Raw genomic sequence first — 21,684 nt, 5'->3', positions numbered from 1 at the left:
GCTATTCGCCGGGAGAAACCGCCGGCAGAAGAGGATTGGTCTGGCCGGACCCTGCTCCGGAAACGGAACCATCAGGAGGAGTGCTAGGCTTCACACGCTGGCCCGAGGGATCAATCAAGTGGGCTGTCACAAAGATCATCAGGTTTCGCTTATAATGCTGCTCCGCTTCCGTCTTGAATAGACGGCCCACAAAAGGGAGGTCACCAAGAATCGGGATTTTGTCTTCCACATCCTGCACGTCTTCCCGGATGAGGCCACCAAGTGCTACAGTTTGGCCATCCCAAATGGACACTCCTGTCGTCACCTTGCGGACCGAGAAAATCGGCTGATTGATGATGTTTGCCGTGATCAACCTTTCTGGCTGTGAGAGCGGCACATAAACCTGTGTATCAGCGCCAGCGTCATCAGCAGGGTCAAGGTTCAATATAACAGGCAGGTAAGATGAGCTTGACGGTGAATTGATGGGTGATCCGTAATTGATAAAGCCATCAAACTCGACAACTTCGGGTGAGAGTGACAGTTCGATGGTATTACCATCGGCACCAACCGTCGGCTCTGCTTCCAAGCGAACACCAGTCTGACGCATTTCGAAGGCAGTTGGCGTGGTCGGGGTGGCAATCATCGTGCTTCCCCCACCAAGCAGAGAACCGTTTGAGTTACCTTGAGGCAGTTGAGGCGGCTCGAATTCAGTAGGGTAGATAAATTCTCGGGTTACTTCCATGGTTGCGCGTGTCCCGCTTTTTGTCGTGACACTCGGAGCGCTCATCAAATCAACACCCTTTTTCTGACTCAATCCCCTTATCACCGTCTGGAATTGAGGGTCGCTGAAAATGCCAGCAGCAGAGAAAATTCCAGGGGCAACAGATGGCGTGCCAGTCGTCGAGCCCGTTGAGATGAGATTGTCGATGCTATTGTTGCTGAGTGCAAAGTTGCCTGAACGAAGCCCAGAGGTGACAGGTCCACCCGCATAAGGGAACGGTCGATTAACACCTGCAGGAAGTGGGCCAGAGAAAGCTGCGTTAACGGGAATTTCCGGAAAAACATCAACGCCATTGATTGTGTAACCTGGAACGACTTGGTTAGTCTGAAATGGGTAATTCGCAGAGCTAAATGGGTTCCCGTTTCCTTGGGTCCCTCCTCCAAGGAAAAGATTGTTACCGTTCATGCCTACGGACCCAAGAAGCCAGTCAAAACCAAGTTCCTCGGTGTTCTTCTGGGTAACTTCTACAAACTTCGAGGTGATCACTACCATCTTCGGCGCATTTTTGGTGATGGTTTCAACAAACGCCTCTACCAGATCCAAGTTGGGTTGCGTGTTGCGCACAACCAGTTGCGATGTGGCGGGATTGAAACTGGCGGAGGACCCGTCCGGGAAAGTAATTCCCTGGGCTTCAAGGATCTGTTTTGCAGTTTTGCGGGCAATCAATCCGCCAGCAGGGGCAGCGGCCGCACCCGCGGCAAAGGGATCGGCAGGCGCAGCCGGGGCTGCCGCACCAGCACCGTCACCACCTCCAATGCTCAGGAAGTCCGGTGGCACGCGATAGGTGCGGGTGTATTGCTGGCTTGCATCTTCGGAGAGCGGCACAACAAGGACAGCGTGAGCTTCGACCTTATACTTCATTTGGGCCAATTCCGTCACATAACGCAAGGCTTCAGCCATTGGCACATCCTTCAGATCAAGACTGATGGAGGCGTTGCTAGGAGCATCTCCTGTGCGCAGGATGATGTTCACACCTTTGACTCCTGAGGCATCTGTAAAGGTGTCCAAGTCACGGCTCTTGACGCGAAGGTATTCAACCGCTTCTTCGATCGTAGCTCCCTGGAATTGCACTGTCGGGAAAATGATCTTGTTCATCTTCTCGGTCAGGTAGGCACCCGGACTCCGGCCAATGCCATAATCGAAGGCCACAGCGGAACCCTGGATCGGCACCTTGTCTTCCCAGGCTTCATCCACCTGAGCGAGCATCTTGGCACGCATCTGATCACGGGCTGACTTGAAATACTCCATGCGCTTCCGTTCGGCATTTTCCATGCCCCGACGAGCCGCGCTGTTGTAGGGATCGGTGCGAAGGACATCCTGATACTGCGCGATGGCGGTGTCATAGTTGCCAATCTCAACAGAGCTATTGGCGATGAGGAGGCCTTTTTCAACTTTAGCAACATTTTCGACGTGCTTCGGTGTAAGAGCAGGAGGCCAGCGATCAGGATCAGCGAGCTGCTTTTGGAAAACCACTGCTTCCTTATGTCCAGGGATAAGAACCAAAGCACCATCCAGCAACTGGCGCGCCTCGTCATAGTTTCCGACCTTGGCCTTCTCACGGGCAACGACAACACTGCAATCAGCATATTTGAGCTGTGCCAGATCGAGCCAATCACGGGTCAATGGAGCGTTTGGAAGAGCATCAATGGCTGCCTTGTAAGCACCCAAGGCGCCTTCATAATCGCCTTCACTGAACAGCTTGTCGCCACGGTCCATGGCGGTGCGCGCGTCTTCGATGCGGGCGTAACGGCGTGCAATTTCACGATTGGCCATTCCAGAGACGCTTTCAGCACTGACTTGCGGTGCAACCGCAGTCAAAGCGAGGAAGGACAAGTTGAACACCAGGCGGGAGTGATGGGTCATAAGGCGGACTAACAGCGGTTTTATGGTGAAAGATGATTACTAGCAGAGCGGGGGGAACTTTGGCGAGATTTTTTTTCGGCTGGCGGAAAAAAGGGCGAGGTCAGCGTTGTTTGATTTCGATCGTTTCCTCGGTCGGTTTGCCGTCATTGCCGAGAGGCGAAATAACAGCTTTGTCTTCGTCGAGCTTGCGAATGTAATAAGACTGGCCGACCCCGGGAAGCTGAAACACTTTGCCCTCCTTCACACCGGGAATGACCTGGCGCTTTTTCCAGCGGAATTCGAGTTCAGCCTCGTATTCCGCCAAGTTCACGTCCTTGCCCTGAACGAGTTCGAACTCCTTGTTGGTGGAAAGGTCGAGCACTTTGAGGATATAGACGTCCATCGGTCCGAGCGTCGGATGCTGGATGGTGTCCTTCCGCGCTGAGAGAAGCTTGAATCTCACAACACCCTTTTCGAAACCAAACTGCTCATTCAATGGCACAAATTTACTGCTCTTTGGCTCAGGTTTCAGGCGCTGAATTTGAAAGGTCGTGCCATCACCGCTACCCACCAGTTTCAGGATGTAGTCGTGGCTGATGCGTTGATGCAAAAACAGCTTGTTTGTGAGGGGTGGCATCTTGGCCGGGTCACGGGCATCCGTCTTGGCGTTAAACTCCTCAAGATTGGAAAACCCATCATCGTCAGCATCGAGGTCGCCTACATTCGGCGAGAAAATGTATGGGAGCTGTGCTTCGGGCGGATTTTTGGCCGGGTCCCCGGTGAGAAAAATGTTTGTCATCGGAGGCCGGAACTGCGGCTCAGGGAGCAGCAGATCGAAGAGTTGCCCGTCTTTCATCACCAACAGCACCGATTTATTCAGAGGCACAGCTTTGCCATTCCTCACAGGGGACACCCATGAATACTTCTTTTTCAAGGTTTCCGTGGCTTCGACCACAGCCTGGGTGTTGGGCGGGTTGAGGTCATTGCGCGAAGAGGATTGGGCCAGCGCCAAGCTGTCCTCAAACCCCTGCGATTCCACCACAAGCCAAGCCGATACTCCAATAGCGACGAGGGAGGCGATGGTAAGGATGATTTTTTCGTAGTTTCCCTGGCTGTTCTGCATGGTGCTTTAGGGATGCGGATTTTGAAAGTGTTTCAGATCGAGAATCAACGGCCTCTGGCGCCTTCGAGGAACTTCACCAAGTCGATTTCCATTCTTACCTTGAGGCGCTCCTTGCCAATGACAGGCACCGAATCCACCGGAGCTGGAGGCGGAGGCTTGATTTCATCACCGGCAGGCTTCGCGTCAGCTTGAGCAGCACCAGGATCAGCAGTAAGAGCGGCAGCATCAGCCGGAACCTGGACTTCTGAACGCAGAGGACCTTCCTGACGTTCGTTTTCAATCCGCAGCAGACGCAGGCTCATGAAAAACGGCATCTCAGAAGGATTGGCAAGGCGGCTGACCAACAACTGCAGCGGCCCTTGATCCAAGGTGAGAATCACCGAAATCTGCTTCTTCTCCAATATGCCCGGAGCGACCGGCTGTTGTTGGGGCTGGCGCACCGATTGGTTTCCCTGTTTTGTCGGCGTGGGCAGGCCTTCGACTGGCAGTGTGGACCTTTCAAAAAGATCCACCGACTGCACGCCGCATTGCATGAACAACTTCACCAGTTCGTCGGTGGCATCCAGGAAACTCGACAACTCGGCGGCAGCTTCCGCAGATTTAGGCAGGCCGGCCGTGTACTCGTCGAACCCGAAGGCGAACTCGGCCGGCAGCGCCATCTTGACCAGACCGGCGGCCTTGCGGGCGTCTGCGATCTTGTTCTTCAGCTTGGCCTGGAATTCGATGTCCTTGATGGGTTGCACAGGCGGCTGAAGGATCAGGAGCGCTGTGCCGAGGCGGTTCACGACGCCCGCATACTCTTCAACCACTGCCTGCTTGGCTTTGACGTTTGCCTCGGTGGGAGCAAGGCGCGCACCTTTGAGCCCGGCCACCTGAGTGCCCATGGCAAGGTATGAATCCTTGGCCTCGGAATAGGTGCTCCAGGCATCAAACAGCAAATAGCCAAGGGCCAGCGAGCCTGCGATGATAACGCCCAGGATGGCGGCAAGAGATTTGTTTTCGCGGATCCAGTCCATGATTTGTTACTTGAATTGCAGAGGCTTGCTGAGGGGCATTTTGATTTCGAAATGATAGGCGTAGCGGTCTTCTTCGACACCGCTGTCCACCTTCACATACTCATCCCGTTTGGTCTCAAAGTCTGGCACGGCAAAATCGGCCATTTTTGCAACCTTGGCGGCGAAGTCATAGACCACTTTCTGCTCGCCTTCCGCGTTGCCGCGGTACAAACCCTGGATTTTCAGGGAGTAAACAGGCGCAGCCGGACGTGCACCCGATTTGGAGGTGTCGTCCTTGGAACGCTCTTCGTTGCCCCCTCCCCAAAGCGGTGCCGTCAGGGGCTTTCCATCCTTGAGCGGCTCGATGGTGGTGAGCCAGATAAGGTCGTTGTCGAAACGCTGGTTGAGCTCATTGAGCAGGCGCGCCCACCACGAACGGTCTGTGACCGCCTGCTCGAGCTGTCCGCTACGAACGCGCAGTTCCTCCTGTCTCTGGTCCAGTTGACGGATATCCGTGGCCAATTTGGTCAAACGGCCGCTTTCAGCCTGCAGAGACGAGGAACGATTCTGAATGGCAGCATCGGCGCTCTTAAACCAGAAAATGGCAGCCCCCAATGCGCCCATGATGCAAAGTCCGGCGAGAATCAAGGCGGGGGCGCGGCGGGCAGCATCCCTTGCGGATGCTAACGCATCGGGGACCAGTTCAATCTCACAGGGGCAAGACCCCATGCCCCTCAAGGCAAGGCCAGAGAGTTCACCAAGGGAGGGGGCGTCCACCTGGGCCGCCTCAGCGTTCACCGAGCGATCCAACTGAACACCGCGCAAGCCATTGAACACCTCGACCGGCAATTTAAGCTTTTCCGTGAAGAATTCAGCGATGTATCCGGCAGCCGAGCCGCCACCAGCGACGAACATGCGCTTCGGGGCACTGCCACCCTGCTGGCTGCGATAGAAAGTGATCGTTCGCATGATCTCGGCATGCAGCCTCGTCATGGAATTGCGCATCACCTTCGACATCGCGTTCACGCCTTCATCCGGATGATCCTCGACGGCACCTCCGAGCGCCACGAAGCCCTGCAGGCATTTCTGGCGCTCAGCTTCGGTGAATTGAACGCCAAACTCCTTGCCGATGGCGTTGGTGACGGCCGCACCGCCCACCAGCAGGTTACGGGTGAAAAACTTGTCGCCATCAACAAACACCAAGTTCGTGGATCTCGCGCCCAGATCGACGACCAGCGCTGGTTCATCGACATCCGGGTAGCTGTAACGGAACGCGTTGTAGAGGGCCAGCGGGCCCACATCCATTCCAACGACACTCACCCCTGAAGACGCCACCTCCTCGTGCATCTCATTCAGAGGCTCACACTTCATGGCCGCCAGCACGACTTCCACTTCGCCCAGGTCCGACTTGGTGACGACCTCGTAGTCCCACGAAACTTCATCCAGCTGCCATGGAACATTCTGGCGTGCTTCAAATTCAACGATCTGCGCGAGCTTGTCTCCTTGCACCGGCGGCAGCTTGACGAACCGGCTGAAAACAGGATGCCCCGGGACGGCGCACCAGGTTTTCTTGCCCCGGATTTTAAGCCGGTTGACCAGCTCTCCGAGCGCAACCTTGAGCTGTGGCAGGCGGCTCACATCCACCGAGGGATCGCCGTCCATTTCCACAAAGGCATAACGCTTCAAGATGAGATCGCCTCCCGGTGTCCTGCCAAAGACCGCCCCGCCGACACGCTGGGAACCGAGGTTGATGACTGCGATGCTGGAGTCTGCCATGCTGCAAAAGGTGTGAGTTCGCGAAAAATTGAGTCGTGATGCTTACTTTGGCTGCACTGCCACATCGTAATCACCCCACAGGGATGCAAACGGAGTCTTCGCCTTGGGCAGAATCGTGCCCGAAAGGAACGCGAAGCTGTCCTGCTTCTCCCACCAGGGATCCTTGCCAATGCTGGCAGCATGCGCACGACGATCGCCGTCGATGATGACCTCAGCTCCCCAGCCTTGCACGTCGGAGACGGCCGTGACGTTGTTTTTCTGGAAGATCATTTTCATCGTTGCCGGACTGACATAGGCCAGCGCATGGCAGTCGCCATCGGCAGGGATGTTAATCAGATCCAGAGTTCCTTGGAGCACCTCCCGCTTGCCATCCTTGGTCGTGTGCTGGAGTGGCAGATAAATGTTCATCTGCATTGCCGGGAAAGTGCCGTCTTTTCCACCCGATTCTGGCGGAAGCTTGATGTTGAACTCCACATCCACCTCGATCCAGGTCTTCGGACGCCAGCGCTTCTCATTCACATTCCCAGCATTGAACTGCGGTGTCGGCTGCTCCTTCACATCGACTTTTTTGATGTCCACGATGATACGGGCCTTGCCGTCACCCGCAGGGGCCTGGGCATGCAGGATCACGGCGGTGAAAAGAAAGGCGAGGCTGGATGCGATGAATTTCATGAGAGCGGCTGGTGATCTTCTTTTTTGTTGTTTTATCAACAAAACACCCCGGGCATCAAGCAGTGATTCGCAGAAAGTCGCGAAAATACTCCGCTGTGCGGGAATTGTCCTCTTCGAACCATGGTTGAGCAGCCGCCCCGTGCGCGTTGTTTGTCAGCGAGACGTCAGGCTGCCTCATGGTCTTGATGACAACGGCGGTCTGTTTCGTGTGGCTCATCATTGAAAGGGGCGGGAGGCAGGGAGCGCGGACTCTGGGACAATCCCTCCAGACTGCAAGCAAAAGCCCGGCCGGATTCGTGATCAGAGGAAGCTTGTGCAATCAGCCCTTCCGGTTCTAAGATCAATCTCCACACCATGGCTTCGCTCCTCCGTCCCCTCGCTTTTCTCTCCTGCGCGCTTGTTCTGACCTCCTGCGGCCGTGATGGAGACGTCGAGGCCCAGGTCGCCGACCTGGAGAAAAAAAACCAGCAGACGGCCGAAAAGGCCGCCACCGCTCCCTCCCAGCCTTCGCAAGGTGGCAGCAGCGCCCCATCGATCCCCAATGACGAACGGGCGGAAATCGTTCTTCTGCTCCCGGACACCCAGATCGCCTTTCAGCAATTCCAACGCGACGGCCTCGCCATGCTCGTGGGTCGGCAGACTGGATACAAGGTTTCGACGCAGGACGCTGGTGGCGACGCGGCACGTCAGGCGGAGCAGTTCCGTCAGGCAATCGCCAAAAAACCGGCCGCCATCGTCATCAGTCCGCTGGATCCGCCCGCTCTGGCAGCGCTCATCGTTGAGGCAAACACGGCGGGGATCATCGTCATCGGTCTCGACAAACGCATGGCCAGGGACGGCTGCGCCAGCGTTGTTTACACCGACTTCCGCCTCATTGGCCGACTGGCAGCACAGTCCGTTTTGGAGGCACTCCAGCGCAAGGCCGCCGAGGAGGCCCGCACCGACGTCACCGGTCGCGTCGTCCAGCTTCGCGGAGCCGAAACCAGCTTCGTCAGCAAAGAAATCTCCGAAGGTTTCATCGAAGGCCTGCATGCCCAGCCGGGCGTGATCGTGGTGCATGACGCCCCTGCCGGCTGGACCACCGAAAACGCCACGCAGCGCATCGCGGAGGCCTTCCGTTTGCAGCAATCCTTCGACGTCATCTATGCGCACAATGACGCCATGGCGCTCGGTGCCGCGAAAGGAGCCGAAGCCGCCGGACAGCGGGAAAACATCTTCATCATCGGCACCGACGGTCTTGCCGGCCAGAAACGCGGCCTTGACCTCGTCCGGCAAAGCGACATCGACGCCACCGTCGTCCAGCCCGCGCTCGTTGATCTGGCCCTGAAGATCATTGTGAAGATGCGTGCGGACAAGGCCTTCAAGCCGCAGGCGGTTTATGAAATCCAGCCCGTCGTCGCCACACCAAAGAACGTCGAACAGTCCCTCCGCACGGGCACCTACAAGCTCCCGCAGCTACGCTGAGGCTCCATCGGGCCAGGCTGGCGTGCGATAAGCACAGAAATCGCCCGTTTCAGCCATGCGACGGACAAAAACCATCCACCCGCCTCCCCTTCCCAAGGAAGGTCGTTGCTGCTTCGTATCTCACCCCTAACCTGTCATTCCCATGCGCCTCACGCTCATCCTAGCTCTTGGCTGCCTCGCATCCCTGTCCGCCCAGGAGGCCGCACCGTCCAAACCGGACGCCAAGACCCAGTTGGAAGAAGCCCGGAAGCTTCTCAAGGAGGTGTCGCCCGGCGTTTACGACCTCAATGGCATCCAGATCAAGGCCGCCACCCGCGAACTGCGCATTCCTTGCAGCATCCTCCACCAAAAACTGCCCATCGAATACGCCCTCGTCCACGAAACCGGGGAAAAAGTCCACGAAACCATCCTCGAAACCAAGGTCCGGCCCATTCAGGTCCAGCTCGCCCTCCTTCTGGCCAATTATCAGCCCGCCACCCAGGGCCTGCTCGACAAACTCGAACCCAAGGACGAACGCCCCTACAAAGACCCGGACACCGCCCCCGCCACCCCGGGTGCCAACCGCCTCGCCATTCACGTCGAGTGGAAAGACGGCGACAAAACCAAGCGCGTGCCGCTTTCCGATTTCATCCAGAACATCGACACCAGGCAGTCTCCACCCGACCTCGACACCTGGATCTTCAATGGATCCATCATCGACCACGACGGCTTCAACGCCGAAATGACCGGCTCCATCATCTCCACCTACGTTGATCGCCAGGCCATCATCAATTCCGCCGCCAAAGGCAACCATCGCGACGAGCTCTGGATCAGCATGCCCGCCAACATTCCCGCCGAGGAGACCAAGGTCACCCTCATCATCACCCCCGCCGCCAAATAGCTCGTTTTTGAAATCCTGAACCTGAAACCTGGAACCTCTCCACCGTCATGAAACTCCCCGCCCTACTTCTCACGATCACCCTCGGCACCGCCTCGCTCTTCGGGCAGGCCGCCACGCAGGCCGCCCGTCACGAATCCCTCAAACAAGAACTCCGTCTCGGCGTCGAGCGCGGCCTGAACTTCCTCCGCTCGAAGCAAAACGGCGAAACCGGCCAGTGGGGCGATTCCGAACCCGTCGCCATCACCGCCCTCGGCATCATCAGCTTCATGCTCGATCCCAATCGCAAGGCGGGCGATCCCGTGCCGGCCGAAGTCGAGAAAGCCACCAAGTTCCTCCTCAGCAACGCCAAGCCCGACGGCGGCATCTACGTCAAGGCCCGGGGCAACTACAACACCGCGCTCGCCCTCACCGCCCTGCTTCTCAATCCGAAGCCTGAAAACGAGGAAGTCATGCTCAAGGCACGCCGCTACCTCGTCACCCGTCAGCTCGACCTCGATGAGAAAGGCAAGCAGGACAACCCGCTCGACGGCGGCATCGGCTACGGCGACGACAAAGGCATGCACGCCGACATGTCGAACATGGTCTTCGCCCTTGAAGCCATCCACTACTCCGAGGCCCTCCTCGCTGACAAAGGCGATGCCGCCAAAAACGAGCCCAAGCTCAACTACGCCGCCGCCATCGACTTCATTCAGCGCTGCCAGAACCGCCCCGAGTCGAATAAGTCCTCCTGGGTGAGCAAGGATCCCGACGACGCTGGCGGCTTCATCTACAACCCCGTCGAAACCCGGGGTGCCAAAGTCGAAAACCCGGACGGCAGCATCGCCCTCCGCAGCTACGGCAGCATCAGCTACGCCGGCCTGCTCAGCTTCATCTACGCCGGGCTCGAAAAAGACGATCCACGTGTCAAAGCCGTCATCGAGTGGCTGCAGAACCACTACACCGTCGAGGAAAACCCCGGTCTCGGCGCCTCCGGCCTCTACTACTACTTCCACACCATGAGCAAGGCCCTCAGCACGGCCGACATCGACTTCATCAAGACCAAGGACGGCAAGGTGATCGACTGGCGTGCTGATCTCACCGGAAAGCTCCTCAGCCTGCAAAAAGGCGACGGTTCCTGGGCGAATGCCGAAGGCCGCTGGATGGAAAGCGATCCCGTCCTCGTCACCAGCTACATCCTCATGGCGCTCGGCCGTATTCATCAGACGCTGTGACCCTGCCTCACGGACGTCCACCGCCGGAGAATGCGTGAGGTGCCGACACCTCGGTACTCGCAGATTTACTTCGAGGCCTCACGCCTCGCCCAGGCGTCTGCGTCGATCAGCGTGTCCAGATCCGGGTGCGGCACGACTTGATGCGCGGTCATGACGCGCTCGACGGTCTGCCAGATGCCGGGAAACTTGATTTTGCCGCTCAAAAAGGCGTCCACGGCGACTTCGTTGGCCGCATTCAGCACCGCAGGCAACGTACCGCCGGTGGTTCCGGCATGGCGGGCGAGGTTGAGCGCCGGGAAATCAGCCACACGCGGCGCTTCGAAATGCAACGCGCCCACTTTCGCGAAATCGAGCGGCTTGAGGTGGTTCGGAACGCGTTCCGGCCAGGTGACGGCATACTGAATGGGGAAACACATGTCGCTATGACTGAGCTGGGCGATGACGCTATTGTCGGCAAACTCCACCATGCTGTGCACGATGCTTTGCGGGTGCACGACGACCTCGATCTTCTCCATCGGCACGTCGAAAAGCCACTTCGCCTCGATCATTTCGAGGCCTTTGTTGAACAGCGTGGCGCTGTCGATCGTGATCTTGCGGCCCATGCTCCAGGTGGGGTGCTTCAGCGCCTGGGCGACAGTGACGTCAGCCAGTTGTTCCGCCGGCAAGGTGCGGAACGGGCCGCCACTGGCCGTGAGCAGGATGCGCTGCACCTCGCTGTGGCGGTGACCTTCCAGGCACTGGAAGATGGCGTTGTGCTCGCTGTCCACGGGCAGGAGGTTCACGCCTTTGCGCTTCGCCGCCTCGGTGACGGCTTCGCCGGCCATGACGAGGATTTCCTTGCTGGCGACGGCCAGATGCATGCCACGCTCGATCGCGGCCAGCGCCGGAGCGAGGCCAGCGGTGCCGACAATGGCCACCAGCACCATGTCCGCGTCGGATTCATCGACCAGATCGACCAATCCCTGCGCTCCCGAGTGCAAAACGACATCCGCAGGCAGCAGCGCACGCGCTTTGGCGGCTGCGGCGGCATCCGTCAGCGCCACCTGCTTCACGCCGGTCTCACGCACCTGGTCCACGAGTGATTCCACGCTGCTGTTCGCCGCCAGGCCGACGATTTGCATCCGCTCCGGGATGTCACGGGCCACTTTGAGGGCACTGGTGCCGATGGAGCCGGTGGAGCCGAGGAGGAGAACTTTGCGCATCACAGGCTTGTGTTTGGCTTAGCGGGCGATGGCGGACAAGTAGAAATAAAACACCGGTGCGGTGAACAACAGGCTGTCGGTGAGATCCAAAATGCCGCCGATGCCAGGCAGCTTGTGGCCGCTGTCCTTGATGGCCACGCAGCGCTTCAGCACCGATTCGGCCAGGTCACCCGTCACAGCAGTCGCACAAAGCACCGGGGCCAGGATCATGCCGTGCAGCCAACTGAGCGGCGGCGAGATCTTCTCCGGCAGCGCAAGCAGCAGGATCGCTGCCGCCAGGAACGAGCCGACAAACGAACCGGCAAACCCCTCCCATGACTTCGCGGGGCTGATGTGCGGGATCATTTTGTGCTTTCCGAAGATCACTCCGAAGACGTAGGCGCCCATGTCGCTGAACTTGGTCACCATGATGAGGAAGAGCAGCAGAAAGCAGCCCTTCATCGGCTCCGCAGGCTCCAGGTAGATCACCTTCACCATGAAACCGAAGAAGATCACGGTGTACACCACGCCAAAGACCGTGTTGAAGATGCGCTGGAGCGTCAGCACTCCCTCCAACTGCTGGCGGTAGCAGAGCAGGAAGCTGCCGTGGACGCTGGCGGTGAGGGCGACGAGATCCAGCCACATCAAATCGGCCGATCTGCCGGCATGCAGCCACCAGGCCACTGCGATCCAGTAGCCCACGCAAATCAGGAGGCCCAGCACGTTGAAGGACCGTGCATGGGGATCAGCCCGCAGCAGGCGGTAGTATTCCACCGCTCCAGCAATGCCGAAGAGGCCCGTGATCACCATCACCAGCCATTCCTTCTGTGAATTGAAGGCAAAGACCAGCACCGCCCACAGCAGCAGCGTGCTGAACAGACGCGACGCGAAAACACGACGCTTGCTGGGCGCGGTGGGCTTGGCGGCGGCGGATTCGGACATGCGGCGGGTTGGAAACGCGCCCATTTAGAGCGCAGTCGGGTTGATAGGGCAATGCGATTTCGCGTCTGGCATGCCTTCCGGCCTGACAGGGGCAGTCACCGAGGCCTCCGTGCGCTCAAAACCCGCCTTCAAAGAAGGCGCGCAGATCCTTCAATCCCCGTCCCTGCTGGCAGACTTCGGAAAGATTCGAGACGGCGGCCGGGATGTGCTGCTGGTAGTGCGGTTTGCCGAGGTTCCGGCTCAGGTTGGCGTAGGCCCCGAGCGCCTGCATCAGGCGCTGCGCGGCACACAGGTGGAACACATCCCGGAGCTCGTCCAGATCGAGGCCGCGATGCGCCGCGTAGTAACGCAGCAGCTCGCCGCGTTCGGTGGGCGCCAGGGTCACGTAGGGATCGTAAAGCAGCGAGGCGAGGTCGTATTCAGCCCGGCCGAGACGCAGCCCTTGGTAATCGACCAGCCAGGCGTCCTCGCCACGGATGAGGACATTCTGGCTTTGAAAATCACGATGCACCAGGCAACGCGGCAACCTGGCGAGGCGGCGACGGAGCTGTTTCAGTGCCTCGTGAGCGGCTTGATACTCCTCGCGGCCGAATTCGCGGCCCAGGTGGCCACCGACGAAGTGATCCAGGAAGTAATTCTGCTCCCATTCGTAAAGCGCCTCGTCGAAGGCCGGCTCCAGTTCATTAAGATCGGCGGGACTCAGGCCGGTTTCGCCCACACCATGGAATTTCGCCGCCTCACGCAAGGTGGCCTCGTACAGCGGCCGGCGCAGTTCCCAGGACTTCTGGTCATACGACTGCAAATCAACACGACCGAGGTCCTGCAGCCACACGCAGAGCCGCTGCTCATCGAATGCCATCACGTGCGGCACGTGCGCGCCGATCTTTTCCAGCCGGCGGGTGGCGGGCACGAACTTCGGATTGTCGCGACGTGCGAGGGTGTAAACCATCAGCACCATCGATTCACGGCCGTCCTGCCAGTTGAGGCGGTAAAAATGCCGGTCAGAGGCGCCTTTGAGGATCACTTCGACCTCGCACCCGACAGCGTCCAGCTCTGGAAACTGTTCGCGAGTGAGAATGAGCAGGGCCTCGTGTTCGGGGGGCATTTTCGTCAGTTCAAAGTTTCAGGTTCCAAGTTCGAAGCCGGAAAGTCTCATGGAGGTCACGTTCCGGCTCAACTTGAAACCTGAAACTTGAAACCCTCCAACTAGAAGTCGGCGTCCTCCACGATCCCGGCTGCCGTGACGGCGCTGCGGACGATGCAGCGCTTCAGGTGAGCGCCGCGGACGACGCGGCCGCCGGGCCAGACGATGCAGTCTTCCAGTTGCACCCCGGATTCGATGACGGCGTCGGCTCCGATGACGTTGGTGCCGCGCAGAACGGCTCCGTCTTCGATCCGGGCCGCAGGATCAATTGCGGGGCCATACATGCCGTTGAGCGCGGCATGCGCGGCCAGGTAGGCCGTGCGGCTGCCAAGATCCCACCAACTGCCCTCGTCGATCACCACGCCACCAATCTTCGCCCCCTGACGGATCATGTTCAGGAAGATGGGAATGACAGACTCCACCTTGCCGGGTGTGATCCAGTCGTGAATCGCCGGATCGCAGGCGTAGATGCCGGTGAAGAGGTATTTCCCCTCGTCTCCGGTGCCCAGCTTGTTGCGGATGTCAGTGATCATGCCGCGCCGTGGGTCAAAAGCGATGTGCAAGGCCGGTCCGTGGCTGCGCAGGACGAGGGTGACGAGGTTGCCGTTTTCCCGGTGCTCGGTGAGCAGCGGCTTCAGGGGCAGGTCGGTCAGGATGTCGCCATTATAGACGAGGAAGGGCTCGTCCCGCAGCAGGTCGCGCACATTGGCGATACCACCGGCCGTTTCCAGCCGCACGGGGCTTTCATTGCGGAACTGGAGGGGCACACCGCGATAGCTTTGATGGGGGAAAGCTTTTTCATAGGCCTCCGGGATGTGGTGCGTGTTCACCACGAGGCTGGAAACGCCCGCAGCCAGCAGATGATCGAAGGCATAAGTGATCAGCGGCCGGTGAAACACGGGCACGAGGGGTTTCGGAAGCTGTTCCGTCAGCGGCCGGAGCCGTTCGCCAATGCCTGCGCCCAATACAAATGCCTGATTCACGTGGCGGCCTTTACGCGCAGCCAATCACGGCGCAAACGGAAGTTCTGGACGCGCGGATTGTAGCGCGGAATTCCGATTCCGCGTCGCCCGGCTCGGAATCATAATTCCGAGTTACACCGGGCGCTTTCTCCGCAGCCACGTCACCAAAGCCACGATCAGGGCCACGGACACGACGACCGGCAGCACGTAGGAGTCTCCACCAGAGCCACAGAAGGCACACGGCGCCTCCACAGCCGCAGCGGCGCCTTCATCCGCCACGATCGGCGGCGGGGCGGCCGTGCGCGGCTTGTAGCTCTGCAAATCGAGCACGTAGCTGTTTTCACCCGGAAACAGGATCTGGTAACGCTCGATCTTCTTTCCCAGGGCCGTGTTGTGATAAAGCACACTCAGCGTGCCAGTCTCCAGCGCCTTGATCGAGTAGCCGGTCGTTCCGGCAGGAATCTTCCCCCGCCAGGTGCCGGTCAGCATCACCGGGTCCTCGGGTGTCTTCAGCTCCGCATTCTCCGCACCCGTGAACTCCCAGATGTAGTCCGGTTTCACCTCCACCGCCGGGTCCAGCACGATCTCGACCACCTTCTGGATGTAATCCCGTGCCTGGGCCTTCAGCTTGTCCTTCCGCTCGGCTGGCGTGACCGCCAGATCGGCATTCGTCAGGTAGGGGGCCACGTTTGGATCGTCCTCAAAACAGCGCGGATCGATCTCCACCTGCAGCGTCCAGTCGCCATTTTCCTCAAAATTCGCCCGCACCGGCACATCAGGCAGCGGGTGGGCACGACAGGTGGCCGCCAGCAGCCAGAACAGGCCGCAGCCGAGGAGAAGCGCGTGGGATTTCATGCGGGCGAGCGTGGCACAGGGCCGGCGCCTGTGACGAGCCTTTTCACCCGACCCCACAAAAATTTTGATTGCCAGCCCGGCACCGGTTCGTTTTGAATGTGCGCAAATCCGTCCCGGGGCATTCCCTGCCGGAAAAGCCAACACCCACCCAACATGAAATCCATCCTCACCACCCTCGCCGTCATCGGCCTCTCCGCCTCCGCTTTCGCCGGCTGCGGCAAAACTGAAACCACCAGCGGCAAGCTCAAGTCCGTTGACGGTGACTCCAAGTCCATCGTCATCGAAGCCGACGGCAAAGACGTCAAGCTCACCCTCACCGCTGCCGTCAAAGACGCTGACAAGCTCGTCGGCAAGAAGGTGACCGCCGTCAGCTCCCACAAGAAAGTGGAATCCCTCAAGGAAGGCTGATCCATTCTGAGTTGAGTCCCTCAACTCCCGAGGCCCGGAGGCGTCCCCTCCGGGCTTTTTCATGCCCACGGGTCTTCTTTGCCTGAATTTGTTCACTTTTGCTAAAGATGCGCGTATGACTGGCCCTCACACCGGTGCGGCACACAGCCGCCCCGGTCACCTCCCAACTGACACCACACCACAAATGAAAGCACTCCTCACCCTCACCCTCGCCGTCGCCGCCTTCGCCCTCAGCAGCTGCACCTCCGACGGCCGTTGCATCTTCGCCGGCAAGAAGAAGGAAGCCTGCCCCACGGGCTCCTGCTGCGCCAAGAAGGCCGCCACCGATTGCAAGACCTGCAAGCATTGATGCCTGCGAGCTCGCAGAATTGAAGCACCACGGAACCCGGAGCACGCGCCTCCGGGTTTTTTGTGCCCGGATTGCGCCGATCCTGCCGCCTGCTGTGCCGTGCTTGGCGTGACAAGACTAAACATGCACTCGGCATGCAAGTTTAATCCCCTGCCCTCGTAAAACCGCCATGCGACTCAGTCTCTTCACCGACTACTCCCTGCGCGTGCTCATGTTTGCCGTGCTGAAGGGAGGCTCCTTTTCCCTCAGTGAGGTCGCCGAGGCGTACAGCATCTCCCGCCACCATCTGGTGAAAGTGGTGAATTATCTGGCCCGCCTCGGTTACCTGGAAACCCGCCGCGGTCGTGGCGGCGGCATCGAACTGGCGATGAAGCCAGAGGACATCCGCATCGGCATGGTCGTGCGCCGCACGGAGGGCATGCCGCCGCTCGTCGAATGCTTCGACAAGGAGCACAATACCTGCGCCATCAATGGCTCCTGCCGCCTCAAAGGCGTCCTCGCCCAGGCCGTAAACGCCTTCTACGAAGTGCTGGACCGCCAGACCCTGCGTGACCTCGTCTCCGGCACGGACGCCACACGCATGAACCGCATTTTGCTCCCACAGTCATGAAAAACCTTCTCCGCATCAGCCTGATCACCTTTTCGCTGTCCGGCACTGCTCTGATGGCAGAGGACGAATACGAGGCAGCGCCGATCCGCTACTCCGAGACAGAGCCGAACGACGCAGCCCGGCATCTGGAACGCCTCATGGCCGCCGGCAAGGTGAAGATCGACCGCAGCAACGCCTGGACCGTGCTGCACGGCGTCATGAAGGAGTTTGGCGTCCTGCCCGAGTCGCAGACCATGGTTTTCTCGAAGACGAGCAAGCAGAACGACCTCATTGGCCCGCAGACGCCGCGTGTCGTTTACTTCGGCGACAACGCCTACCTTGGCTACAGCGTCGGCGGTGCCATCGAGGTCTCCACCGTCGATCCGAAACTCGGCCCCATCTTCTACCTGCTCGATCCGCGTGAGGAACCGTCCAAGCCGCTCCACTTCCAACGCGATCAGAGCTGCCTGAGCTGCCATGGCGGCCCTTTTACCCCGGAGGTGCCCGGTGTGATCGTGCGTTCCGTCTATCCCGGCCCGGAAGGCCATCCCATCATGAGCCAGGGCAGCACCGTCGTCGATACCACCACTCCGTTCAGCGACCGCTGGGGCGGCTGGTATGTCACCGGCAAACACGGCAGCGCTCTCCACCGCGGTAACGTCACCGCCACCGAGAAGAACGACCAGACGGTCGATATCGACTTCAAGAAAGGCGCGAACGTCTCCAACCTCGCCAAGTTCTTCGACATCACGCCCTACAAGCGCAAGACGAGCGACATCGTCGCCCTCATGGTGCTGGAGCACCAGACCAGCGTGCAGAACATCCTCACCAAGGCGAATCACACCTCCATGCGGGCCATGCACATGCAGACCAGCCTCCAGCGCGAGCTTGGTGAAAAAGTCCTCTCCGAGCCCACCGGCACCGCACGCCGGATCATCGATCACTGTGCCGAGGACGTGCTCGACGCGATCTTTTTCAAAGACGAGGCCGAACTGCCCGAGGGTGGCATCGAGGGCGATCCCGCCTTCCAGACCGCCTTCACCAAACGTGCGCCGCAAAGCACCGACGGCCGCAGTTTGAAGGACTTCCAGCTCCTCAACCGCCTCTTCAAGCACCGCTGCAGCTACATGGTTTACTCCCTCACCTTCCAGCACCTCACCGCCCCGCTGAAAAAGACCGTGCTCGAACGCCTCTGGGCGGTGCTCGACGGCAAGGACACCTCTGGCAGCTACAGCTATCTTGGAGAAAGCGAACGCGCCCACATCCGCCGCATCCTGGCCGAGACGCTGCCCGGAGCCCCGGCGGAATGGAAGAAGGCCATCGCGAGCAAGTGACCCCGGAGCACCAGGGTTGCAATGCAGCGCATCATCTCCAAGCTGCCTGCATGAAACAGCTCCTCGCCCTCCTTCTCTGCGCCTTCTGCCTTTCCGCCTGCGGCGAAAAACAGCCTGCGGAGGTCGATTTCGCCGACAAGGACATCGAACTGCTCAACGAGGGCAAGGAAGCGAACTTCAAGGGCAAGCCTTACACCGGCCTCGTGCGCAACAAGCACTCCAACGGCAAGACCGCTGGCGAATATCCCTATCAAGACGGCAAGATGCACGGCGTGATGAAGGAATGGTGGGAAAACGGCCAGCAATCCGCCGAAACCAACTTCGACCGCGGCCAGCGGCACGGCCTCAACCGCTACTGGGACATGAAGGGCAAGCAGACCAAGGAGCAGATGTACGACCACGACACATCGGTGAGTGAAAAACACCTCTGATTTTTCCAACATGGCCTCCATCATTACCTTGTTTATCATCGCCGTGATTTCGCTGATCGCGGTGCGGGTGGGTGCCACGGCGCTGATGATGACGGGGCTGAGCTGGGACACGGCGAGCTTTCAATCTTACTCCGCGTTCTTCGGTGTGGGCTTCACCACGAAGGAGGCGGAGATGGTGGTGAACCATCCCGTGCGCCGTCGAATCATCCGCGATCTCATTCTGGCTGGAAACGTGGGCCTCACCTCCGCGCTGGCGGCGCTGGTGGTGTCGATGATGCAGACGGAGAAAAGCAGCCACATGCTGATGATGGTGCTCGGTGTCTCCGTGGCGGTGGTGGTGCTGCTGTCGTTGTCGCGGGTGGGCTGGCTTCAGCGGCTTTTGGACCGCGTGATCCATCGCGCCCTGGAGCATGCGGGCATGGTGAGGGCGCTCGATTACGAGCTGCTGCTGCGCATCCAGCATGGCTATGTCGTCTCGGAGATCGAGGTGCTGCCAGGCACTTACCTTGCCGGACGCACGCTGCGCGATTCTCGCCCGTGGGACCGCGGCGTTGTCATCCTCTCTATCAAGCGCGATGGTGAAACGAGCCCAGGCATCCCCAGCCGCGATGATTTGATCAACGCAGGAGATTTGCTCACGGCCTACGGAAAAGAGTCGGATCTGCTGTCCATGACGGAGCCGATGACAAACCCCGTCAACACGCAGCAAAGCGTGGCGGCTGCCTGAAAATCTCGCCTCAAGGGGCAGTTGCATTTGCGAGCCGGCATGGAGGGCGGCAAGATCGAAATGATGTCTGACTCCGCCTTACCACGATCATTCTCCGTTCCGGCCGTGGCACCCCGCCATCTGCTAGTGGCGGTGGATTTCACGCGGGAAGTGGGTGCGGTGCTGCGCACCTCGGTGGCGCTCGCAGCACGCATTAGCGCACGAATGACGCTGCTGCATGTGCTGGAGCCGGTGACGGACGATCCGGAGATCGCCTTGCATTGGGGAGATTTTCCCAAGGAACGCCGTGAGCATGCACGGCAGCGGCTGGAGACCGTGGCTCGCGAGATCGGTGCCGACGGAGCAGAGCTGGTGCTGGTGGAGGGACGGCCTTTCGAGGAAATCATCCGCACGGCGCAGGAACGTGGCTGCGATCTGGTGGTGATGGGACGCACCGGCGAGGAGCGCGGCTTTATCCATGAGGCGCTGGGCAGCACGGTGGAAAAGGTGGCACGTCATGCGGGCTGCCCGGTCTTCATCGTCGGCGAGGAGCAGAAGCCTGGGCCGCAGGAGCCGCGCAGCATCCTCATCAGCACGGATTTCTCCCAGGACTCATGCGCCGCCTTTCCGTGGGCGGAGCTGATTGCTCGGAGCTACAGCTCGAAGCTGCTGCTGGCGAACGTGCAGGAGCCGATGGGACTGCCCGGCACGGTGGAATACCGCCGCTTTGGTGAGCAGATCGACGCTTTGCGCGAAGAGGCGGACGAGCGGCTCGAAACCTTCCGCCAGGAGCATCTGCCGGTCGATCTGACAGTCGAAACACGGGTGATCGAGGGCACACCGGACCATGCTCTGTGCCGCCTCGCTCGGCGCGAGCAGGTGGACTTGATCGTGATCTCCACTCATGGCGCACAAGGCTGGCGCAGAGCCTGGCTGGGCGGCACGGCGGAGGGCGTGCTGCGCGGGGTGCCGTGCTCCGTGCTCGTCGTGCCTCCTGCGCAGCGGATGGAAGCACCGGAAGATGATGCCGATGCGGCGAGACTCGCTCCACGGCAGTCTGCGCAGGAGAAAAAAGCGGGCATCGATCTCAGCGCACCGGTTTCCAGCCTGATGCGGGCGGATTTTCCAGCGTTGGCGCAGCATGCGACGATTGGCGAGGCGCTCGCGCACATCCGCCAGGTCGGCGTGGGCGAGAGGCTGGTGTATTTCTACGTCACAGGGCCGGAAGGCCGTCTGATGGGCGTGATCCCCACGCGGCGGCTGCTCACCGCGCCGCTGGAGGACAAGGTGGACGCACACATGATCCAGAACGTGACCGTGCTGCGGCCGGAGGAGTCGCTGCTGGAGGCCTCGGAGGTGTTTGCGAAGCGGAAATTCCTCGCGCTGCCGGTGATTGACGAAAGCGGGCGTCTCATCGGCGTGGTGGATGTGGGCCTGCTTTCTGACAAAATCTTCGACCTCGCGGAGCGGGAGCAGCTTGAGGATCTCTTTGAGACGATCGGGTTCAACGTGGCACAGGTGAAGGAGGCGTCGCCAGTGAAAGCCTTCCGCTTCCGTTTTCCGTGGCTGCTGGCCACCATCACCAGCGGCACGCTGTGCGCGGTGCTCACGAGCACCTTTGAGCTGACGCTGGCGAAGAGCATCGTGCTGGCATTTTTCATGACCCTGATCCTCGGCCTCGGTGAAAGCGTGAGCATTCAATCCATGACCGTGGCCATCCAGGCGCTGCGCAGCACGAAACCGACGCTGCGCTGGTATCTCGGCGCACTACGGCGTGAGGCGCTCACCGCGCTGCTGCTCGGCGTGGGCTGCGGGCTGATCGTGGCGCTCATCGTGTGGCTGTGGCGTGGCGAGGCCGTGGTGGCGGCCAGCATTGGCACGAGCATCGCCCTGACGTTGCTCACGGCCTGTGTCACCGGTCTCAGCGTGCCCGCACTGCTGCACGCGATGCGTCTTGACCCAAAAATCGCCGCCGGGCCGATCACCCTGGCGCTGACAGACATCTTCACGCTGCTGTTTTACTTCGGGCTGGCGTGGTGGCTGTTGTGAAATGAAGAAAA

20 protein-coding genes are annotated in these 21,684 nt (G+C 59.9%); 10 read left to right on the top strand and 10 right to left on the bottom strand.

All coding sequences use genetic code 11. The features are described from left to right. Position 1 precedes the first annotated feature (1 nt). The 5 genes from IAE77_RS15440 to IAE77_RS15420 all read right to left on the bottom strand — a co-directional run bounded on the left by IAE77_RS15440 (position 2) and on the right by IAE77_RS15420 (position 7,168). Entirely contained in the window at positions 2-2,623 is a 2,622-nt protein-coding gene (locus IAE77_RS15440) for an Amuc_1098 family type IV pilus outer membrane protein (RefSeq protein ID WP_294228028.1), read from the bottom strand. Positions 2,624-2,723: 100 nt separating this feature from the next. Beyond that, positions 2,724-3,725 (bottom strand): Amuc_1099 family pilus-like system protein, encoded by a 1,002-nt coding sequence (locus tag IAE77_RS15435; protein WP_294228022.1) that lies wholly within the window; start codon positions 3,723-3,725, stop codon positions 2,724-2,726. Between the two features lie 44 nt (positions 3,726-3,769). After that, entirely contained in the window at positions 3,770-4,741 is a 972-nt protein-coding gene (locus tag IAE77_RS15430; protein ID WP_294228014.1) for an Amuc_1100 family pilus-like protein, read from the bottom strand. A 6-nt stretch (positions 4,742-4,747) separates the two neighbouring features. Then, on the bottom strand, positions 4,748-6,496 hold the full coding sequence (locus IAE77_RS15425; protein WP_294227997.1) for an Amuc_1101 family PilM-like pilus complex protein: 1,749 nt from the start codon (positions 6,494-6,496) through the stop codon (positions 4,748-4,750). Between the two features lie 42 nt (positions 6,497-6,538). After that, complete coding sequence (locus tag IAE77_RS15420; RefSeq protein ID WP_294227994.1) at positions 6,539-7,168, bottom strand: Amuc_1102 family pilus-like protein; 630 nt, start codon at positions 7,166-7,168, stop codon at positions 6,539-6,541. Positions 7,169-7,522: 354 nt separating this feature from the next. On the opposite strand from IAE77_RS15420, the gene IAE77_RS15415 reads away from it, so the two are divergent. The 3 genes from IAE77_RS15415 (at position 7,523) to IAE77_RS15405 (ending at position 10,723) form a co-directional block, all read left to right on the top strand. Further along, positions 7,523-8,632, top strand: coding sequence for a sugar ABC transporter substrate-binding protein (locus IAE77_RS15415; protein WP_294227991.1), 1,110 nt, complete (start codon positions 7,523-7,525; stop codon positions 8,630-8,632). Positions 8,633-8,774: 142 nt separating this feature from the next. Continuing rightward, positions 8,775-9,512: a YdjY domain-containing protein gene (locus IAE77_RS15410; RefSeq protein WP_294227989.1), complete on the top strand. Its 738-nt coding sequence runs from the start codon at positions 8,775-8,777 to the stop codon at positions 9,510-9,512. Between the two features lie 47 nt (positions 9,513-9,559). Further along, positions 9,560-10,723 (top strand): prenyltransferase/squalene oxidase repeat-containing protein, encoded by a 1,164-nt coding sequence (locus IAE77_RS15405; RefSeq protein ID WP_294227986.1) that lies wholly within the window; start codon positions 9,560-9,562, stop codon positions 10,721-10,723. Positions 10,724-10,788: 65 nt separating this feature from the next. On the opposite strand, the gene IAE77_RS15400 is transcribed toward IAE77_RS15405, so the two are convergent. The 5 genes from IAE77_RS15400 to IAE77_RS15380 form a co-directional block, all read right to left on the bottom strand. After that, the gene (locus IAE77_RS15400; RefSeq protein ID WP_294227984.1) at positions 10,789-11,925 is read right to left on the bottom strand and encodes a 1-deoxy-D-xylulose-5-phosphate reductoisomerase; all 1,137 of its coding nucleotides are present in this window, start codon (positions 11,923-11,925) and stop codon (positions 10,789-10,791) included. 18 nt (positions 11,926-11,943) lie between these two features. Then, positions 11,944-12,846 carry a phosphatidate cytidylyltransferase gene (locus IAE77_RS15395; protein ID WP_294227982.1) on the bottom strand — a complete coding sequence of 301 codons (903 nt, stop codon included), beginning with the start codon at positions 12,844-12,846 and terminating at the stop codon, positions 11,944-11,946. 115 nt (positions 12,847-12,961) lie between these two features. After that, positions 12,962-13,951 carry a phosphotransferase gene (locus IAE77_RS15390; RefSeq protein WP_294227981.1) on the bottom strand — a complete coding sequence of 330 codons (990 nt, stop codon included), beginning with the start codon at positions 13,949-13,951 and terminating at the stop codon, positions 12,962-12,964. A gap of 101 nt (positions 13,952-14,052) precedes the next feature. Beyond that, positions 14,053-14,973 carry a sugar phosphate nucleotidyltransferase gene (locus tag IAE77_RS15385; protein WP_294227979.1) on the bottom strand — a complete coding sequence of 307 codons (921 nt, stop codon included), beginning with the start codon at positions 14,971-14,973 and terminating at the stop codon, positions 14,053-14,055. A gap of 111 nt (positions 14,974-15,084) precedes the next feature. Then, entirely contained in the window at positions 15,085-15,807 is a 723-nt protein-coding gene (locus tag IAE77_RS15380; protein WP_294227977.1) for a hypothetical protein, read from the bottom strand. Between the two features lie 153 nt (positions 15,808-15,960). On the opposite strand from IAE77_RS15380, the gene IAE77_RS15375 reads away from it, so the two are divergent. The 7 genes from IAE77_RS15375 to IAE77_RS15345 all read left to right on the top strand — a co-directional run bounded on the left by IAE77_RS15375 (position 15,961) and on the right by IAE77_RS15345 (position 21,673). After that, a complete protein-coding gene (locus tag IAE77_RS15375; RefSeq protein WP_294227975.1) occupies positions 15,961-16,215 on the top strand; it encodes a hypothetical protein in 255 nt (84 codons plus the stop codon). Between the two features lie 184 nt (positions 16,216-16,399). Continuing rightward, on the top strand, positions 16,400-16,564 hold the full coding sequence (locus IAE77_RS15370) for a hypothetical protein (protein ID WP_294227974.1): 165 nt from the start codon (positions 16,400-16,402) through the stop codon (positions 16,562-16,564). 169 nt (positions 16,565-16,733) lie between these two features. Next, complete coding sequence (locus tag IAE77_RS15365) at positions 16,734-17,174, top strand: Rrf2 family transcriptional regulator (RefSeq protein WP_294227972.1); 441 nt, start codon at positions 16,734-16,736, stop codon at positions 17,172-17,174. Beyond that, the gene (locus tag IAE77_RS15360) at positions 17,171-18,487 is read left to right on the top strand and encodes a hypothetical protein (RefSeq protein WP_294227970.1); all 1,317 of its coding nucleotides are present in this window, start codon (positions 17,171-17,173) and stop codon (positions 18,485-18,487) included. The genes IAE77_RS15365 and IAE77_RS15360 overlap by 4 nt, the downstream gene beginning before the upstream one ends. Positions 18,488-18,537: 50 nt before the next feature. Beyond that, on the top strand, positions 18,538-18,918 hold the full coding sequence (locus IAE77_RS15355) for a hypothetical protein (RefSeq protein WP_294227968.1): 381 nt from the start codon (positions 18,538-18,540) through the stop codon (positions 18,916-18,918). Between the two features lie 10 nt (positions 18,919-18,928). Further along, positions 18,929-19,645 carry a TrkA C-terminal domain-containing protein gene (locus tag IAE77_RS15350; RefSeq protein ID WP_294227967.1) on the top strand — a complete coding sequence of 239 codons (717 nt, stop codon included), beginning with the start codon at positions 18,929-18,931 and terminating at the stop codon, positions 19,643-19,645. Positions 19,646-19,750: 105 nt separating this feature from the next. Then, positions 19,751-21,673: a universal stress protein gene (locus IAE77_RS15345; protein WP_294227966.1), complete on the top strand. Its 1,923-nt coding sequence runs from the start codon at positions 19,751-19,753 to the stop codon at positions 21,671-21,673. Positions 21,674-21,684: the final 11 nt, after the last annotated feature.

Origin of the sequence: Prosthecobacter sp., from assembly GCF_014879935.1 — a bacterium.
Lineage (GTDB): Bacteria > Verrucomicrobiota > Verrucomicrobiia > Verrucomicrobiales > Verrucomicrobiaceae > Prosthecobacter.
The sequence above is the reverse complement of the archived record's forward strand: the minus strand, read 5'-3'. Positions and strand labels throughout refer to the sequence as shown.

Excerpts from the sequence above, each read along its gene's own strand:
- IAE77_RS15435 (WP_294228022.1), bottom strand. The coding sequence starts at position 3,725 with ATGCAGAACAGCCAGGGAAACTACGAAAAAATCATCCTTACCATCGCC.
- IAE77_RS15400 (WP_294227984.1), bottom strand. The coding sequence starts at position 11,925 with ATGCGCAAAGTTCTCCTCCTCGGCTCCACCGGCTCCATCGGCACCAGT.
- IAE77_RS15375 (WP_294227975.1), top strand. The coding sequence starts at position 15,961 with ATGAAATCCATCCTCACCACCCTCGCCGTCATCGGCCTCTCCGCCTCC.
- IAE77_RS15380 (WP_294227977.1), bottom strand. The coding sequence starts at position 15,807 with ATGAAATCCCACGCGCTTCTCCTCGGCTGCGGCCTGTTCTGGCTGCTG.
- IAE77_RS15355 (WP_294227968.1), top strand. The coding sequence starts at position 18,538 with ATGAAACAGCTCCTCGCCCTCCTTCTCTGCGCCTTCTGCCTTTCCGCC.
- IAE77_RS15410 (WP_294227989.1), top strand. The coding sequence starts at position 8,775 with ATGCGCCTCACGCTCATCCTAGCTCTTGGCTGCCTCGCATCCCTGTCC.
- IAE77_RS15425 (WP_294227997.1), bottom strand. The coding sequence starts at position 6,496 with ATGGCAGACTCCAGCATCGCAGTCATCAACCTCGGTTCCCAGCGTGTC.
- IAE77_RS15370 (WP_294227974.1), top strand. The coding sequence starts at position 16,400 with ATGAAAGCACTCCTCACCCTCACCCTCGCCGTCGCCGCCTTCGCCCTC.
- IAE77_RS15420 (WP_294227994.1), bottom strand. The coding sequence starts at position 7,168 with ATGAAATTCATCGCATCCAGCCTCGCCTTTCTTTTCACCGCCGTGATC.
- IAE77_RS15440 (WP_294228028.1), bottom strand. The coding sequence starts at position 2,623 with ATGACCCATCACTCCCGCCTGGTGTTCAACTTGTCCTTCCTCGCTTTG.
- IAE77_RS15365 (WP_294227972.1), top strand. The coding sequence starts at position 16,734 with ATGCGACTCAGTCTCTTCACCGACTACTCCCTGCGCGTGCTCATGTTT.
- IAE77_RS15360 (WP_294227970.1), top strand. The coding sequence starts at position 17,171 with ATGAAAAACCTTCTCCGCATCAGCCTGATCACCTTTTCGCTGTCCGGC.
- IAE77_RS15350 (WP_294227967.1), top strand. The coding sequence starts at position 18,929 with ATGGCCTCCATCATTACCTTGTTTATCATCGCCGTGATTTCGCTGATC.
- IAE77_RS15395 (WP_294227982.1), bottom strand. The coding sequence starts at position 12,846 with ATGTCCGAATCCGCCGCCGCCAAGCCCACCGCGCCCAGCAAGCGTCGT.
- IAE77_RS15430 (WP_294228014.1), bottom strand. The coding sequence starts at position 4,741 with ATGGACTGGATCCGCGAAAACAAATCTCTTGCCGCCATCCTGGGCGTT.
- IAE77_RS15405 (WP_294227986.1), top strand. The coding sequence starts at position 9,560 with ATGAAACTCCCCGCCCTACTTCTCACGATCACCCTCGGCACCGCCTCG.
- IAE77_RS15415 (WP_294227991.1), top strand. The coding sequence starts at position 7,523 with ATGGCTTCGCTCCTCCGTCCCCTCGCTTTTCTCTCCTGCGCGCTTGTT.
- IAE77_RS15390 (WP_294227981.1), bottom strand. The coding sequence starts at position 13,951 with ATGCCCCCCGAACACGAGGCCCTGCTCATTCTCACTCGCGAACAGTTT.